13 protein-coding genes are annotated in these 16,122 nt (G+C 64.3%); 10 read left to right on the forward strand and 3 right to left on the reverse strand.

All coding sequences use genetic code 11. The annotated features are described in order from the left end of the window. The first annotated feature begins 1 nt into the window (after window position 1). Genes tssJ through FJ988_RS10385 form a run of 9 tightly spaced genes read left to right on the forward strand, consistent with a single transcriptional unit; the run spans window position 2 to window position 11,308 of the window. Window positions 2–454: a type VI secretion system lipoprotein TssJ gene (gene tssJ / locus FJ988_RS10345; RefSeq protein ID WP_095765815.1), complete on the forward strand. Its 453-nt coding sequence runs from the start codon at window positions 2–4 to the stop codon at window positions 452–454. Between the two features lie 35 nt (window positions 455–489). Next, on the forward strand, window positions 490–1,824 hold the full coding sequence (gene tssK / locus FJ988_RS10350; RefSeq protein WP_140817102.1) for a type VI secretion system baseplate subunit TssK: 1,335 nt from the start codon (window positions 490–492) through the stop codon (window positions 1,822–1,824). A gap of 4 nt (window positions 1,825–1,828) precedes the next feature. After that, window positions 1,829–3,157: a type VI secretion system protein TssL, long form gene (gene tssL / locus FJ988_RS10355; RefSeq protein ID WP_140817104.1), complete on the forward strand. Its 1,329-nt coding sequence runs from the start codon at window positions 1,829–1,831 to the stop codon at window positions 3,155–3,157. 1 nt (window position 3,158) lies between these two features. Next, the gene (gene tssM, locus FJ988_RS10360) at window positions 3,159–6,698 is read left to right on the forward strand and encodes a type VI secretion system membrane subunit TssM (RefSeq protein ID WP_140817106.1); all 3,540 of its coding nucleotides are present in this window, start codon (window positions 3,159–3,161) and stop codon (window positions 6,696–6,698) included. Continuing rightward, entirely contained in the window at window positions 6,680–7,222 is a 543-nt protein-coding gene (gene tagF / locus FJ988_RS10365; protein WP_140817108.1) for a type VI secretion system-associated protein TagF, read from the forward strand. The genes tssM and tagF overlap by 19 nt, the downstream gene beginning before the upstream one ends. Further along, window positions 7,222–8,325 (forward strand): DUF2169 domain-containing protein, encoded by a 1,104-nt coding sequence (locus tag FJ988_RS10370; RefSeq protein ID WP_140817110.1) that lies wholly within the window; start codon window positions 7,222–7,224, stop codon window positions 8,323–8,325. The genes tagF and FJ988_RS10370 overlap by 1 nt, the downstream gene beginning before the upstream one ends. Next, window positions 8,322–9,341, forward strand: coding sequence for a 3-oxoacyl-ACP synthase (locus tag FJ988_RS10375; RefSeq protein WP_140817111.1), 1,020 nt, complete (start codon window positions 8,322–8,324; stop codon window positions 9,339–9,341). Before FJ988_RS10370 ends, FJ988_RS10375 begins: the two co-directional genes overlap by 4 nt. Next, entirely contained in the window at window positions 9,338–10,288 is a 951-nt protein-coding gene (locus FJ988_RS10380) for a DUF4150 domain-containing protein (RefSeq protein WP_140817112.1), read from the forward strand. The genes FJ988_RS10375 and FJ988_RS10380 overlap by 4 nt, the downstream gene beginning before the upstream one ends. Window positions 10,289–10,297: 9 nt before the next feature. After that, entirely contained in the window at window positions 10,298–11,308 is a 1,011-nt protein-coding gene (locus FJ988_RS10385; protein WP_140817114.1) for a hypothetical protein, read from the forward strand. A gap of 21 nt (window positions 11,309–11,329) precedes the next feature. On the opposite strand, the gene FJ988_RS10390 is transcribed toward FJ988_RS10385, so the two are convergent. The 3 genes from FJ988_RS10390 to tssI are packed head-to-tail and all read right to left on the reverse strand — an operon-like array spanning window position 11,330 to window position 14,445. Then, complete coding sequence (locus tag FJ988_RS10390) at window positions 11,330–11,683, reverse strand: hypothetical protein (RefSeq protein WP_140817116.1); 354 nt, start codon at window positions 11,681–11,683, stop codon at window positions 11,330–11,332. Beyond that, complete coding sequence (locus FJ988_RS10395) at window positions 11,683–12,108, reverse strand: DUF6484 domain-containing protein (RefSeq protein WP_140817118.1); 426 nt, start codon at window positions 12,106–12,108, stop codon at window positions 11,683–11,685. Before FJ988_RS10395 ends, FJ988_RS10390 begins: the two co-directional genes overlap by 1 nt. 12 nt (window positions 12,109–12,120) lie before the next feature. Further along, entirely contained in the window at window positions 12,121–14,445 is a 2,325-nt protein-coding gene (gene tssI, locus FJ988_RS10400; protein WP_140817120.1) for a type VI secretion system tip protein TssI/VgrG, read from the reverse strand. A 243-nt stretch (window positions 14,446–14,688) separates the two neighbouring features. On the opposite strand from tssI, the gene tagH reads away from it, so the two are divergent. Further along, window positions 14,689–15,783, forward strand: coding sequence for a type VI secretion system-associated FHA domain protein TagH (gene tagH, locus FJ988_RS10405; protein ID WP_140817121.1), 1,095 nt, complete (start codon window positions 14,689–14,691; stop codon window positions 15,781–15,783). Window positions 15,784–16,122 lie beyond the last annotated feature (339 nt).

Below are 16,122 nucleotides of genomic sequence, written 5' to 3' on the forward strand. Positions count from 1 at the left end.
CATGATCGACAGACGCGAATTCATCGTTGCCATCGGCGCCACGGGACTGCTTGCGGCCTGCCAAAGCGGCCCCCCGAAACCATCGGTCATCTCGGTCAACGTGACCGGCGGCGCCGGCATGAATCCGGGACCGGGCGGCGGCGACCGGCCGGTGACGGTCCTGGTCATGCGGCTTGCCAGCACCGGCAAGTTCAATTCGGCCGATTATTTCGCGCTGCAAGGCGACGCCGGCTCGGCGCTCGGCGCCGACCTGATCGGCTCCGACGCGATCTCGGTCGCGCCCGGCAAGACCGCAGCCAAGACCATCACCGTCGAGCCGAACGCGACGGCGCTCGGCTTCGTGGCGCTGATCCGCGAACCTGGCGGGCGTAATTGGCGCACGACCAAGTCGGTATCGCCGGGGTCAAAATTCACCATCAATGTCAGCCTCGGCAAGGGCGGCATTTCGGCCTAGTGGCGTAACGACAGGGCAGTGCAGAGAGCAGTGGCATGAGCGATGCAAACAGGGTGCTGTGGTCGGAGGGCCTGTTTCTCAGGACCCAGCATTTTCAGCAGCAGGATCGGTTCTTCGAGGGCATGGTGCGCGGCGCGTTACAAGCCGGCCAGCTCCACACGTTCGGTTTCCAGCAGCTGACGCTTGACCAGTCGCTGCTCGACGCCGGTCAGGTCTCGATCGTGTCCGCCCGGGGCATTCTCCCGGACGGCACTCCTTTCTCCATCCCAGACCTGATGGACGCGCCGAAGCCGCTGCCGGTCACCGCCGACACCGGCGCCGGGCCGGTGCTGGTGGCGCTGCCGCTCGAACCGCCCGGCGGCGTCGGCTTCGATCCGGCGCATGCGGCATCGACCGGCGCGCGCTACCACGGCAAGATCGTCTCGGTGCGCGACGCCGTCCAGAGCGGCGCCGACCCCGAAGAGATCGAGATAGCCCGGCCGCAAGCAGTGTTGCTTGCGCCGGGCAAATCGGTCGGCGGCTACACCGCCCTGCCGGTCGCCGACATAAAGGGCGTGCGCGCCGACGGCGGCATCTCGCTCGACGAGACATTCCTGCCGCCGACGCTGATCACCGGCGCGGTCCATTGGTACCGGCAATTGCTGCAGGAGGTCGTCACCGGTCTCGACCAGATCGCCGAGGCACATGGCAAGATGGTGATGGGCGGCGCCGGCCGAAGCGTCGAGGACCTTCTGATGCTGCACCTTGCCAATGCCGCGCGGCCGCGGCTTGCGCATATGCTGGCGCAGGACGTCTTCCATCCGGCCGAGCTCTATCTCGAGCTTGCAGGCCTCGCCGGGGAGATGGCGACCTACGGCTCAAGCTCGCGGCGGCTCGGCGAATTGCCGGCCTACGACCACATGGCGCCGGGGCCCGCCTACATGGCGCTGGCCGACGCGCTGCGTTCGCTGATCCTCAGCCTGCGCTACATCGAGCCGAAATCGCGCGCGCTGCCGGTCATGCGGCACGCGACCAATGTCTGGAAAGTGCGCATCGACAATCCGAAGCTGCTGGTCGCTAGCCGCATCGTCATCCGCGTCGGATCGGAACTGTCGGAAGACGCGCTGCGCAAGATCTTCGTCAACCAGGCAACCGTCGGCGCCGCCGACCAGTTCGAAGGACTGTGGAAGTCCCGGCTACCCGGCATTCCGCTGAAGCCGCTGCATTCGCAGCCGCGCGAGATACCGTATGACGGCGACCGGCTGTGCCTGGAGCTGGACCAGAAGAGCGAGCATTGGGCTTCGCTGCTCGACGCCCCCGGCTTCGTCATCGGCGTCTCCGGTGTGCTGCCGAGCGAGCCGCAGGTCGACTGCTATTCGGTGAACAGGTGAGGCCATGAGCCGGGATGATCCCTTCGGACTGGGGGAGGATCGCGAGCGCACCCGTATCCGGCTGACGGGCGCCTCGCCGCGGCCGATGGCGCCGCTGGCGCCGGGCGCGCCGGTGAAGCGGGCACGCGCCCATCCCAACACGCTGATCAACATCTTCGCGCCGCTGCTCGAATTCGCGCCCGAACTCGAAAGCGCGCTGGCGCCGGAGAACCCGGAAGTGATGCGCACGCGCCTGCTCGACGAGCTGGTGCGGGCGCGCGACGCGGCCGTTGCTGCAGGCTCCTCGCTCGAGCGCGCCGACCAGGCGGCCTGGGCGGTGGCGGCAACGCTCGACGACCTCGCGCTCAACACCCCATGGGGCGGCGCCAGCGCCTGGCCGCGGCAGCCGCTGGTGGTCATGCTGCGCGGCGACGTCGATGCCGGCACGCAGTTCTTCACCCGGCTCGACGAGTTGGAGCGCCATCCGAACCGCGACCGCGAGATGCTGGAATTGCAATATTACTGCCTGGCGCTCGGCTTCCGCGGCAAGTACCGGGTGCCCGGCCGCGCAGGCGACCGTTCGCTCAACGCAGTGCGCGTGGCGGCGGCGCGCTTCCTGCGCAATGCCGACGCCGAGGACGCGCCGCTGTCGCCGAACTGGAAGGGCGTGAACGCCTCCGACGAGCCGCAGCGCTTCATCGTGCCGATATGGGTGATGGCGCTGGCCGCGGTTGCGATTGCCGCCGCCGTCTATATCGGCCTGTCGATGTATTTGAGCAGCCAGGCCGTCGAGCTCTCGGCGCTGGTGCGCACGCTGCCGCCGGCCTCGCGCGGCGACGTAACCCGCGCCCCGCCCAAGCAGGATGCGCCCGAACCCGAAGCGCCGCAGCCGGTCGATTTTGCGCTGCTGCCCGAGTTCAAGGCGCAAGCGCCCGACAATCTCAAGGGGGCGCTGAGCGGCACCGAGAGCGTGTCGCTGGCGAAGCTGGTCATCCAGTCCTCCGATCCCGAGCTGTTCCAGTCTTCGCGGCCGACGCTGACCGAAGGCTACGAGCCGCTGATCCAGTCGATCGCCAAAGTGATCCTGGACAACAAGGAACTGATCGGAAAGATCACCGTGGTCGGCCATACCGACAATGTGCGCCTGCAAAAATCCAATCCGTTGGCCAGCAACCAGCGCCTTTCGGAAGCGCGCGCCGAAACCATAGCCAAGCTTCTGGTGGAGGCCGGCGTGCCGCAGGAGAGCATCTCTTCCGAGGGCCGCGCCGAAACCGATCCGGTGGCCGACAATTCCACTCGAGAAGGCCGCGCGCTTAACCGGCGCGTCGAGGTCCTGGTCGAGAAGAGGCTCTGAGATGTTCATCCTGCGCTTCCTCTGGGCTGTCATCACCTCGCGTTTTCTCTGGACGCTGATCGGCATCGCGCTGTTGTCGCTGTTGATCTGGGTGTTCGGCCCGATCGTGCAGGTCGGCCCGTACGCGCCGTTCGATTCCGACAATGTGCGCATCGCCATGATCGCGGGGCTGATCATCCTGTGGCTGATCTGGCTGATCATCGCGCAGCGCCGTGCGATCCGCGCCAACCGCATGTTCGTCGCCGAGATCGCGGCGCCGGTGGCCGAAAAGCAGCTCACGCCGGGCGAGGAAAGCGTGGCGGCCGTCGGCGCCAAATTCGGCGAGGTGATGGCCGAGCTCAAGCGGCGCAAGCTCGGCGGCCGCAAGTTCCTGCGCGAGATGCCCTGGTATGTCATCGTCGGTCCGCCGGCCACCGGCAAGACCACGGCCTTGCGCCAGTCGGGTCTCAACTTTCCGATCGACCTCACCGACGATCTGCAGGGCGTCGGCGGAACGCGCAATTGCGACTGGTTCTTCTCCGAGACCGCGGTGCTGATCGACACCGCCGGCCGCTATGTGCAGCAGGAAAGCCAGCCCGATGTCGACGCGGCGGAATGGCTGGGCTTCCTCGACCTTTTGAAGAAGCACCGGGGCCGCCGGGCGCTCAACGGCGTCATCGTCGCGCTGTCGATCGATGCGCTCTCGGAGGGCGACGAGGCGATCAAGGCGCATGGCAGAAAAATCCGCCGCCGGCTGGCCGAGCTCAACGACCGGCTGGAGATCCGCCTGCCCGTCTATCTGATGCTGACCAAGGCCGACCTGATCAAGGGGTTCGAAGCCTTTTTCGGCGGCCTGTCGACGACCGCGCGCGAGCAGGTGTGGGGGACCACTTTCCCGCTCGACGCCCGCGTCAACGCCGGCATGATCCAGACGGAACTCGCCCGGCTTGCCACCGAACTGGAGCGGCGGCTGGTGCCGCGGCTGGAGGACGAGGAGAAACTCGGGCAGCGCGCCGACATCTTCCGCTTCCCGGCGCAACTGGCCAGCCTCTCCGAGCCGATCCAGGTGCTGGTCGAGGCGATGTTCGGCGAAAGCCGCTATGAGGAAGCCGCCTGGCTGCGGGGCCTTTATCTGACTTCGGCGACGCAGGAAGGCGCGCCGATCGACCGGCTGACCGCCGCGCTGTCGTCTTCCTTCGGGCTGCCGCCGCGCCGCGCCATGCCGGCGGCGCGTGTCGAGAAGCGCAGCTTCTTCCTGCGTAACCTTCTGACCGAAGTGATCTTCAAGGAGGCCGGCCTCGGCACGTTCGATCCGCTGGCGCAGCGTCGCCGCGCCTGGATCTGGCGTGGCGCCGCTGCCGCCTGCGCGCTTGCGGCTCTGCTCGCTAGCGGATTGTTCACCTGGTCCTATCTCGACAACCGCAATGCGATCACCGAGCAGGCCGGCCAGTTCGAAGCGTTGCAGCAGCCGCTGACCGACGTCGCCGCCATGCCAGCCGCGGTCGAGCAACCGACGATGGATGGCGCGCTGGCGGCGATGGACGCGGTGGCGGCGGCCAGAACCGCGCCGCCGGACGCCGTCCACAATTTGCTCGGCCCGACCGCCTCGCCCGAGATGGTGCGCGCGCAGACCGACACCTACGACCATGCGCTGCGCAACGTGCTCGAGCCGCATATGGTCGCCCTGCTCGAGGCGACGATGTGGCGGCAGATCCGCGATCCGGATTTCATGCTCGGCGCGCTGAAGACCTACCGGATGATGACCGGCCTGTCGCAGATGGACACCGACTTCGTCCAGAACTGGTGGCAGAACAGCCTGCCGCAATTCGCTCCGGCTCCGCCCTTCCCCACGGCCGACGCCGAGGAGCATCAGCTAGCCGCCATCCGCCGCATGGCCGTCGACGACAGCTACATCGCCCCGGACAAGGAACTGGTCGCCGAGGCGCTGAAGACGGTGTGCACGATCTCGCTGCCGGAGCGCGCCTACAAGCAGCTCCTGGCCGATCCGGAAGTGGCGGCCGTGAAGGAATGGGTGCCGGCCAATTTTGCCGGACCGAACGGCGCCAAGGTGTTCGCGCGCCGCTCGGACAAGACGTTGCGCGTCGGCGTTCCAGGCCCCTACACTTATGCCGGCTTCCACGACGCGATCCTCGACCGGGTCGAGGATGTCGCGGCGCAGGCGGCGCTCGACCGCGCGGTGTTTGCCGGCGGCTGCTCGGAGAATTCGGAGACGTCGGTCTCGGCGCTGTCGGAAGACATCCTGAAGCTCTATTACGACGACTATATTTCTCAGTGGGATAGTTTCCTGCGCGACATGCGGCTGGCGCCGCTGACCGACCTCAACGTCGCCAGCGAAAATCTCAAGGACCTTTCGAGCGCCGATTCCGCCTTGAAGCGGCTGCTGACGGCCGTGGTGCAGGAGACCGACCTCACCCGCTCCGACGAAGCGCCGGCCGACGACAAGGGCGGCGCCGCCAAGACCGGCTCGCAGTTGCTCTCGAAGCTGGGCAAGCTCGGCAAGGTGGTGAAGACGGGAGCGAAGCTTTTGCCCCGCGCGGGCTCGGCCGACCAGGTCGACATGACCGGCAGCCTTGTGGCCGAGCATTTCAAGCCGCTCAAGGGCACGATCGCGCAGGTCGACGGCCAGCCGCCGGCGCTCGATGCCGCCGTCGTTGCGCTGACGGCGCTGTCCAACGTGCTGCAGACGGTGACCGCTAATCCCGACCCGCAGGATGCGATCAAGAAGCAGGGCGGCCTGGCCGAACTGACGGGCGCAGTCGCGAGACAGGCGCAGATCCTGCCCTCGCCGATCAACGACTGGCTGGGCGGCATTGCCGGCGACACAAGCGGCCTGTCGCAGAAGGCCGTCACCAACGAGCTCAACGCCATCTGGCGCGCCGACATCCTGCCCTTCTGCCAGGCGGCGCTCAACAACCGCTATCCGTTCAGCCCCGACAGCGCGGTCGACGTCAATGTGCGCGACTTCCAGCGCCTGTTCGGGCCGACCGGCCTGATCGACGCCTTCACCAACGACCATCTGATCAATTATGTCGACACCGCCAGCGAGCCGTGGAAATGGCGCGCCGATTTCGGTCTCGATCCAGCGGCGCTGGCGGCCTTCGAGCAGGCAAGGCACATCCGCGACGACCTGTTCCCCGGCGGCACCGGCCCGGTGATGAATTTCACGCTGGAGCCGAAGGACCTGTCGCCCAACGTGGCGCGGGTGACGCTCAACCTCGATGGCCAGAACATGGTCTATTACAACAACGCGACCAGGCCGCAGCCCATGACATGGCCGGGCAAGGACGGCACCGGGGTGATCTCGCTCGCCTTCCAGCCGGTCGACGGCTCGCCCGAGGTGATGCTCAACGAGACCGGCAGCTGGGCGTGGCTGAGAATGCTGCGCGGCGGCCGCTTCAACGCGACCAAGTTGACCGACGTCTACAGCCTGCGGCTCGGCACCAAGGGCATGTGGGCCGATTTCGAGCTCAAGGCCGCAAGCGTCGAAAACCCTTACACACTCGAGATGTTCAAGAAGTTCACATGTCCGCCGCAGATCTGATCCTGCCCGGCTTCTACGGCAAGATGCCCGCCACGGGCGATTTCGTGACGCGGCGGCTGCCGGCCGATTTCGTGCGCGGCTGGGACCGCTGGCTGGCGCAGAATATCGTCCCGCTGTTCGGCCTCGATACCTGGCCGCAGAATACGGCGTTACGCTTCCTGGCCGGCTCCGGCTCGTTCGGCGCCTCTGTGGGCATCGTGCTGCAAAGCGCCGACCGGGTCGGCAGGCAATTCCCGCTCAGTGTGGTCGCCCGGCTGTCCGAAGCGCCGATGAAGCTGGCCTATGCCGAGAGATGGTTCGACGGCATCGAGACGGCCGCGCTCGCCGCGCAACGGGGCGAGCTGACCCCGGACGAACTGGACACCGCGCTTGCGGCTCTGCCCGTTCCGCCTGTCGACGGCGAGGGCGATATCATAGACGATCTCGTCATGTGGACGGCGCATACGGATATTTTCGACGTCGATCCGCAAGCGCCGCAGCCGGTGCTGGAGCAGATTTTTGCTGCGAGTTGGGAGACCAGCTGATGCAGATCTGGAACCAGATGGGCTATCCGCACCAGTTCACCATGGGCATGGACAAGGCAGGCCATGAGTGGATCGTCGTGGTGGTGAAGGGCACCTTCGATTTTCCGTCAAAGCCCGGCGGGCTGGTGCAGAAGTCGGCTGAGCAGGTTGCGCTGGTCACGGCCGACACGCAGACCGGCGTGCCCGGTTATTCGGCAACGCTGTGGGAGACAGACTTCGCCTTCCGCAAGTCGCGCTGCGACGTGATCGCCAATGGCTGCGCCTATGCGCCCGGCGGACGGCCAGCGGAGCGTGTGCCGGTCGGCATCAAGGTCGGCAACTGGTCGAAGCTTTTCGAGGTCGTCGGCCATCGCGAATGGCGCGCCATCGGCCCGGTGTTTACGGCGACTGCGCCGCGGCCATTTTTGAAGTTGCCGATTTCCTATGATGTCGCCTGGGGCGGTGTGGACCGGCTCGATCCAGAGGAAAAGCAGCCTGGCAGCTACAAATACAACCCCGTTGGGACCGGCTGGTCGCGCACCAGGAACCAACGCCTGATTCCTGGCCTGCGCCTGCCGAATACGCAGGCCGTCGGCGAGGAAATCCGTTCGCCCTTCGGTGACTATCGGCCGATGAGCTTCGGACCGATGGGCCGCGGCTGGCCCGGCCGCATCGAGTATGGCGGCACCTACGACCAGAACTGGGTGGACAATGTCGCGCCCTTCCTGCCGGCCGATTTCGACGAACGCTATTTCCAGTCGGCGCCGGTCGACCAGCAGATTAGTCATCCAAGGGGCGGCGAGGACGTGCAATTGATCAACCTCACGCCGGGCGGCAAAGAAGGTTTCCGTTTGCCCCCGGCGCAATTGCCCATAACGCTTTTTAGCGGCCGGGAAAAAGTATTCGAGCAGGAGATCCTGCCCGATACGGTGCTGTTCGATGCCGAAAACAGACGCTTCAGCCTGGTGTGGCGGATCCAGCAGCGTATCCGCCGAACGATACTGGACTTTACCGAGTGCTGGGTCGGGCCGCCGACACGATCCATGCTCCGAGCCCGCGAAACCGGTCGTCGCTATATTCGCGCCAACGGGACAGTTCCTGAAGACGAGAGCGAGGATGCATGAGTGCCTCGCTCGACATCGCCGCGGTCGGCATGGTGACTGCAGTCGGTCTCGACGCGCCATCCTCGTGCGCAGCGATGCGGGCCGGGATCGACGGTTTCGGGGAAACGCGTTTCACCATCCCAGGCGGTGACTGGCTGATCGGCGCACCTGTGCGACTGCCTCGCCCATGGGTAGGCGAAAAGCGCATGGCCCATCTCGCGGGAGCAGCGATTTGCGAGGCATTCGACGCAGTGCCCCAAGCACGCGGTCGGACGGCACTGATGCTGTGCGTGCCCGAGGAAGGGCGTCCGGGCCGGCCGGTGCGCGACTATGCGCTGCTGTTGCGCCGCATCGCGGAAATCGTCGAAGTCGAGGCCCATTCCCGCTCGCGCGTGGTCGCCCATGGCCGGCCGTCGGGTATCGTGGCGTTGGATCATGCAAGACGGCTACTCGCGGCGGACGAGGCCGAATACGTCATGCTTGTCGGGGTCGACAGCTATCTCACCCCGCATACGGTAACACATTACCTCAACGAGCGTCGGCTGCTCACAAACGACAACCCCAATGGCTTCATTGCAGGGGAAGCGGCGGCAGCAGTGCTTTGCGCGAAACCGGGCCGCGGCAGCTTTGGGCTCTACGGCATCGGGCTCGCCCGAGAGAACGCCTTCATCTACAACCCGCAAGATCTGCCGCTACGCGGCGAAGGCATGATCTCCGCCTACCGGGCGGCGCTCAAGGAAGCGGGCGCGCAGATGCACCAGGTCGGATATCGTATCGCCGACCTCATCGGCGAGCATTACTGGTTCAAGCAAAGTACGCTGGCGGTGAGCCGTGTGACACGCATCGTGCGGGAATTCATGGACATCTGGTCGCCGACGGAATCTGTCGGCAATGTCGGCGCCGCAGTCGTGCCGCTGATGCTGGGGATGGCCTATACCGCGGCGCAAAAGGGCTATGCCGGTGGAAACAGCGTGCTGATCGAGGCCTCCAGCGATGCCGGCGCCTGCGGCACGGCGATCTTCAGGGGCAGGCGATGACAGTCTACGCCAATGGCCTCGAAGTCTCGTGCAAGGCGCAATCCGACAAAGTGATCGCCGCCTTCCCCGATGTCTGTTTCACGCCGCCGGAAAATCCCGCGACGCCGCCGGGCGTGCCGATCCCCTACCCGACGTTCGGCTTCGATACCGACACGGACAAGGGTACCGGCACGGTCAAGATCGGCGATGAGACCATCAGCCAGAAGAACAAGTCGTACTACACGAAGACGACCGGCACCGAGGCCGGCTGCGCGGCCAAGAAGGGCGTCATCAATTCCAAGAACACCGGCAAGAAATATTGCCGCGCCTGGTCCTCCAACGTGAAGGCCGACAAGGAGCCGGTCACCCGTTTCTCCGATATCACCACCAACAACCACGCCTCGACCGATCCGCCAAACGCGCCGACACCACAGCCGCAAGTCGGCGGAGTCGGCCCGGGCGGCGAGGCAGACACCAAATGCATCGTCGGCAAATACGACGACATCGTCGAGAAATGCCGTGCGTCGGGCCTCGACAAGCCGGAGAAGCATCATATCGTTCCAGACCGCGTCTATCGTATCGGCGGCGGCGACAGAGTTCCCGGAGCGCCCAGCTATGGCGACGGTATCAATATCTGCTTGTCGCGGAGCAACCACCGGGGAAGTCTCGCGGACAATCCGAAATCGGTCCACGGCAACCTCGACAATGCTTTGGAGCAGTTTGGCGCGACAGCGGGTCCCAACCGGACGCCCAACGCCCCCACCGACTGCGAGTCGATCGATAAGATCCGCTTCGGATGCCTGTTGGCTCTTGCGAAGCTGGTGCCCGACCCGGTTTCGCAGGACTGCTTCAATCTCGCGGTCAAGATGGTGACCGAGCAGACCGATCCTATTAAGGACAAGCTCGGCCGGACCAAGAAGATGCCGATAACCGATACGTCCACGCAGAACGTTCTACGAAACCAATGAGGATTGGCCATGGACCTGTTGATGGGAACGACTGCGACGGGCGGGAAACTGTGCCTTTTGCTGAGGCAACCCGAGGGAGTGGAGGGGCGATCCACCGTCGTCACTTTCCTGCCCGATGCGCAGCCTCAATGGCTTCAACAAACCTTCGACGGAGAATTCGTGGCCTTGTGCCCAGCTCCCGCGAATTCCCATGGTGCGGATTTCCTGGCACTGACAGGTGAGGGACAGGTTTATTTTCTCAGGAACGGTGCAAGCGTGCAAATACCCGGAGCAGGCTTCAATCGGCCGGGATCGCGCAATCTCGGTCGCATGGACAACCTCCTGCTCCTCGGCACCGAACTGCTCGCCACTGGCTATGGCGGCCAGGCCTATCGAGCCACCGACGGTGAAAACTGGGTGCCGGCAGCTCCGACATTCCCGGTTCCGCCCGTTTCCCAGGATACGATCCGGTTCGGCTGGGCAGCTGTACAGTCGGCGCGATCCCGTTACGTCTTCGGCGGGGAAGTGGTGACCAGCCTGTTCCCGACCGACTTCAGCGGCCTCAGTGGCGCAACCGACCTCGCTGCCCTGCTCATGGCGCAGGTACGTAGGGACTATGGAACGCTCTGGCTGCTGCAGGATGGCAGGTGGCAGGATGTCGAACTGCCGACCAACAGCACGCTGGATCAGATCGTCACTGCCGATGGCAAGGTCGTCTACCTGCGGTTTCGCCCTGGCGTGGTGTATTCCACTACCGACTTCGCGGACATGGCCGAAGTTGCGGTCAACGATGCAGGGCTGTCGGCGCTGGGCGTTCACCAAGGCAGTGCGCTGCTGGCCGACGAAGCCTCGCTTTTCATATTGGCGCCAGACGGAACTGCTCCGTTCGAGCCGCCCTTGCCGGCGATGACGGACCGGATGCTCGAACTGTCCAGTTCCGACGGCATTCTTCACGTCATCCGTGAGTCGAGCGTGTGGCGCCTGGTCTCGGGAACCTGGGAAGAGATTGCCATCCCGCCGGACGTTGTCACTGTGCCGTGACAATAGGCCAAGCCACGCTGGCTATGGATTGTCGACGGTCTTCTTGAGCGTCACCTTTATAAAGCGCCGGACCTGACCGAGATCCAGTTCGGCGATGGCAACAGGTTTCTTCGCCGTCATCATGCGCAGCACGAACAGTTCGCCGGCTTCGGGAAATTCTTCGTAGAGCCGCTTTGCAATCTCAAGGCCTTCCCCACCAGCGATGCGCAATCCGTCAAGATGCGCTTCCAGCCGCTCGACCAGACGGGCTAGGCGCTCCTCGTCCATGTCCGGGTTCTCGTCGGGGTTGAGCAGATGGTGGTCGTAGATGTTCCATAGGTGCGCCGCCATCTCGGCATGCTGGCGCACGATCTCGGGGAGGATCGGGGCTGGCATCAGTTCAGATTCACCGAGCCGCCCCTCACCCGGTTCGTGGCGCTGGCATGGCTCGTCACATAGGTACCGCGGATCAGGATACGGCCGTCCTTTTCCATGACGATCCGCGCCTTGCCACAGCGAAGCTCTATGCGCTCGTTGCCGACAATTCGCACGTTTTCGCCGTCGCGCACCACCTGCGGCGCCGCGTTTTTGCGGATCGGCTCGACAATGCGCCCGACAATCAGCGGTCGTGCGGGGTCGCCTTCCTGAAACAGCAGCGCGACTTCCGCACCCACCATCGCCGATGTCAGCTCAGTAAGGCTGCGCGCGGGAATCGCTTCCTTCCGAGGGTTGCCCGGAAAGACAACCAGCGGACTAGAGCCGTCGAAGCCCAGAAAGACGCCGATCACCACGCCCTCGATGCGCTCTAGAACATCTGCCATCGCCTCGCATCCTCAATTCTGAGTAATCTTGCTGCCCTTGATCGATACATCACTCGACGCCTTCGCGTTGATTTTGCCTGATGCGTTGATCGACACATCCTTGCCTTTGATGACGATATCGCCGTTCTTTTTCATGGTGATGATGGCATCGCCGCATTTGAGCTGTATCTCATCCTTGGCCTCCACCGTCAGGATTTTACCGACAGAAATGCCGGAATCCTCGCCGACCTGGATGAGGCTCTTCTTGCCGATCTTGAGCTCATGGGCGCCGCCGACCTGGGTCGAGTTATCCTCTCCCACCTTGACGATCCATGTCTTGGCGATCTGCGTGTTCTGCGCGCCGCCGATCTTTACCCCCTGATCCGCGGCGATTTGGACACTCTGGCTGGCACCAACATTCCAACTGTCCGCCGCACCGATATCGTGGCTCTGCCCCGCCCCCACGGTCACACTCCGCGAAGCCCCGATCGTGTTCGTCTGAACCGCGCCGACGCTTCTCGTCTCGGCCGCCCCCACGGTATCGATGCGGGCCGCGCCGACGGTAATCGTCTGGACGATCCCCACCGTCTGCGAGTGGTTTGCGTCGATATTCTCCGTCGAATTCGCGACGACGTGGATAGTCTCGTTGGCCTTGACCGTCAGCGAGCGGTTTGCGCCCACCGTCTCTGTGTCGTTCGACCCGATGTTGGTGGTTTGATTAACACCAACCTTGACGGTCTTGTTATTGCCGACATCCTCGTCGAGGTTGTGGCCGACGGAGTGCTTGGCGTCGTGGTCGATGCGGTCGGACTGGTCGTGCTGGACCGTCTTGTTGCGATCGTGCTTGATCAGCAGATGGTGGTCCTTCTGGGCCTGGAAATTGACCAGCTCGGAGCCGGCCTTGTCCTCGAACATCAGTTCGTTGTAACCGCCGCCGCCCTTCGAGGAATTGGATTTCCAGCCGGACTGCGTGGCATTGCCCGGCAGTGCGTAAGGCGGCATCTCGGAGGCGTTGTAGACGCGGCCGGTGATGATCGGCAGGTCCGGATCGCCCTCGATGAAATCGACGATGACCTCCTGGCCTATGCGAGGGATCTGGATGAAGCCCCAGCCGCTGCCGGCCCAGGTCTGCGACACGCGCACGAAGCAGGACGAATTCTGGTCCTTCTTGCCGAGGCGGTCCCAGTGGAACTGCACCTTCACGCGGGCATATTTGTCGGTGAATATCTCCTCGCCGGAAGGGCCGACCACCGTTGCCGTCTGCGGGCCGCGCATGATCGGCCGCGGCGTGATGCGCGGCGGGCGATAAGGTAATTTGGTGGGAGCAACGCCGAGCACGACTTTGAAATTCTCGCTGTGCGCCTCGTTCTGAGTCCGGTAGCCGGGATCGAACAGCCGGTATTCGGCGCTGACCACCAGATATTCCTGGTTCTGGTCGTCGCGCGGAAAGCTTTCCAGGGTGAACTTGCAGCCCGAAAACAGGCCGCGCACGGTGCCGACAGCGGTGTTGCGCTGGTGCACGGCCTGAAGCTCCTCGCGGCGGATCCCCGCTATCTTGTCGCCCCGGCCGACATCGAGATGCGCCCCGGGCTGGCGATAGTTTTCACCCGAGGCCTCCTTGTGGCCGAAGGGCTGGGCGGACTTCGCCATCAGATCCGCGCCGGGCTTTTCGAAATCATAATCGGTATGGGCATAGGCGCCCGGCCGCACCGCGCTGCCCGGAATCCATTCGGTGATGTATTCGACGTCGCGCCGCGAGCCGTGGCCTTCGAAATTGTAGAGCACCTTCTCGTAGCCCGGCGCCGTCTTCACCTTGCTCATGGCGTCGCACAGGATGAGGGTGTGCTTGCCCTCGTCATGCTCGAAAAAGTAGAAAATGCCCTCGTGTTCCAGCAGCCGCTGCACGAAATCGAGATCGCTCTCGTCATACTGGACGCAATATTCGCGCTGGGGATAGGACCCCTGCAGCCGCTTCTCGCATTTCGCGATGCCGTATTTCGTAAAGATCTTCTCGACGATCTCGACCGCGGTCATGTTCTGGAAGATACGGCAATCGGTGGTGTGGCCGAGGAACCAGAGCCACGGCCTGACGGTCGCCTCGTAAAAGGCCAGACGATCCTCGATGCGGGTCAGCTTGAAATCCGCCACATGGCCACTGAACCAGCGCTTCGGATCGGATTCGCCCTCGACCGAAACGACACCGCCCAGCATCTTTAGAGGGTCGATGTCGCGATTTTTGCTGACGAAGCCGACGGTATAGGCAAAACAACGGCTGATCTCATCGCGGCCGATGAGATGGGTGAAGGTCAGGTCGGCGCCAGCCGGCGTCTGTACGACAGTGGCACGTTCGTTCGGCATGGGTCGTGCCCCTCCTCGACGCGGCCGCCAGTGTGATGGTTCAAAGCTCCCGCTCTGTAAACTGCGTCACGTTCGGGACGTTTTCGAAACCCATCGCTCCGGACCGCAGCCAGCCTAGCACATGTTTGACCGAGGCCAAATAACAGCGACGGCTAAACCAGCCGTTGCATCGATGTGAAACGGGCCTCTCCCGTTGCGCCCGCAAGCTGCTAGAATGGTTGCGATTTTCGCCGGTGGCCTTCCATGTTCATCTCGCTTCAGATCAGCAATGTCGACAGACTGCCGCCCGGCATCGCGACGAACTATGCCGCACGCGACCGCAGCTTCGAGATCGGCCGCGAAAATTGCGACTGGACCCTGGCCGACCCGGACAAGTTCATCTCCGGCCGCCATTGCGAGGTCCGCTATCAGGCGGGTTCGTTCTGGCTTTACGACGTCTCGCGCAACGGCACTTTCGTCAACGGCTCCAACCAGCGCATGAATGCGCCGCACCGGCTTGCCCAGGGCGACCGGCTGCTGATCGGCCGCTACGTCGTCGGCGTTTCGATCGAGGAAGAGCATGCCGCCACCGGTCATCCGCTAACCAGGGCCGGCTCGACGCAACGCGAGCTGCCGCCCTCGACGGGAAGGCCTGTGGATTTCGGCAATGGATCGTCCTTCAATCCGACACAGCGCTCCGGACAGGCCGCGCCGGCGCAAACATCGTCGGCGCTTCAGGTCAGCCGCCCGGCCCCCGCCGCCCAGCCGCCTCCTGACGGCCGACATGCGGATGCCGATGGGCTGCTGCGCGAAATCGCCAGGGCGGCCGGCATATCGCCGGAGTTGCTGCAGTCGCGCGACCCGCACGACGTCGCCGCCGAAATCGGCATGGTGCTGAGAACCACGGTCGAGCAACTGTCCCTGCTGCTCAAGGCACGCGCGGCGGCCAAGGTGCTGGCCAAGAGCGCGGACCGCACGATGATCGGCGCCGAGGGCAACAACCCGCTGAAATTCGTGCCGGGCACCGACGACATATTGGAGATCATGTTCGCCAAGCGCAGGGCCGGCTATCTCGATGCAAGGCACAGCATCGAGGACGCGTTCCGCGACCTGAAAAGCCACGAAATCGCGACCTACGCCGCCATGCAGGCGGCGCTCTCTCGGCTGCTCGACGACCTGTCGCCGGAGGCGATCGCCAGGAAAATTCCGCCCGCATCCTTCTCGTCCAGGAAAAGCCAGGCCTGGGACGCGCTTGTCGCGACGTGGCGGACGATGGAGGACAGGCACGAAAACGGCATGCTCGACGTCTTCCTCGCCTATTTCGCCGAAGCCTACACCAAGGCAGGCAAGCAGAAATAGCGCGTGGGCACGGACCGCGCCCGGCGTATGTGACGGGTCTCATAGAAGACGCCGCCTCTTCGATCATCTTGCTTTCCGATTTCAATCGGCGGCCCCGTTTCCATTGGATGGCTGGGCGATTAGGATGCGCAGGGAAGCTTGCCTGGCGGGCGAAGCGGCGTGGCTTGGGGCGTGTGCAGCAATGTCATGTGTCGGTAAGATGAGCCTTTCCAAGCCGTCCGCCGCCAAGGCTCAGCGTGAGACGGCTTTCCTATCCGGCGCAAGACGTGCTGGTTGCGCCGCGACGCTGGAGCGTTTGACCGTTTCATGGAAACGGCGAACCGCTCCATCTCTTTGTTT

This window comes from Mesorhizobium sp. CU3 (genome assembly GCF_006442965.1).
In the GTDB taxonomy this organism is placed as follows: Bacteria; Pseudomonadota; Alphaproteobacteria; order Rhizobiales; family Rhizobiaceae; genus Mesorhizobium.

What these genes read in the sequence shown, in the direction of transcription:
- tssJ (WP_095765815.1), top strand. Translation starts at nt 2, where the DNA reads ATGATCGACAGACGCGAATTCATCGTTGCCATCGGCGCCACGGGACTG.
- tssK (WP_140817102.1), top strand. Translation starts at nt 490, where the DNA reads ATGAGCGATGCAAACAGGGTGCTGTGGTCGGAGGGCCTGTTTCTCAGG.
- tssL (WP_140817104.1), top strand. Translation starts at nt 1,829, where the DNA reads ATGAGCCGGGATGATCCCTTCGGACTGGGGGAGGATCGCGAGCGCACC.
- tssM (WP_140817106.1), top strand. Translation starts at nt 3,159, where the DNA reads ATGTTCATCCTGCGCTTCCTCTGGGCTGTCATCACCTCGCGTTTTCTC.
- tagF (WP_140817108.1), top strand. Translation starts at nt 6,680, where the DNA reads ATGTCCGCCGCAGATCTGATCCTGCCCGGCTTCTACGGCAAGATGCCC.
- FJ988_RS10370 (WP_140817110.1), top strand. Translation starts at nt 7,222, where the DNA reads ATGCAGATCTGGAACCAGATGGGCTATCCGCACCAGTTCACCATGGGC.
- FJ988_RS10375 (WP_140817111.1), top strand. Translation starts at nt 8,322, where the DNA reads ATGAGTGCCTCGCTCGACATCGCCGCGGTCGGCATGGTGACTGCAGTC.
- FJ988_RS10380 (WP_140817112.1), top strand. Translation starts at nt 9,338, where the DNA reads ATGACAGTCTACGCCAATGGCCTCGAAGTCTCGTGCAAGGCGCAATCC.
- FJ988_RS10385 (WP_140817114.1), top strand. Translation starts at nt 10,298, where the DNA reads ATGGACCTGTTGATGGGAACGACTGCGACGGGCGGGAAACTGTGCCTT.
- FJ988_RS10390 (WP_140817116.1), bottom strand. Translation starts at nt 11,683, where the DNA reads ATGCCAGCCCCGATCCTCCCCGAGATCGTGCGCCAGCATGCCGAGATG.
- FJ988_RS10395 (WP_140817118.1), bottom strand. Translation starts at nt 12,108, where the DNA reads ATGGCAGATGTTCTAGAGCGCATCGAGGGCGTGGTGATCGGCGTCTTT.
- tssI (WP_140817120.1), bottom strand. Translation starts at nt 14,445, where the DNA reads ATGCCGAACGAACGTGCCACTGTCGTACAGACGCCGGCTGGCGCCGAC.
- tagH (WP_140817121.1), top strand. Translation starts at nt 14,689, where the DNA reads ATGTTCATCTCGCTTCAGATCAGCAATGTCGACAGACTGCCGCCCGGC.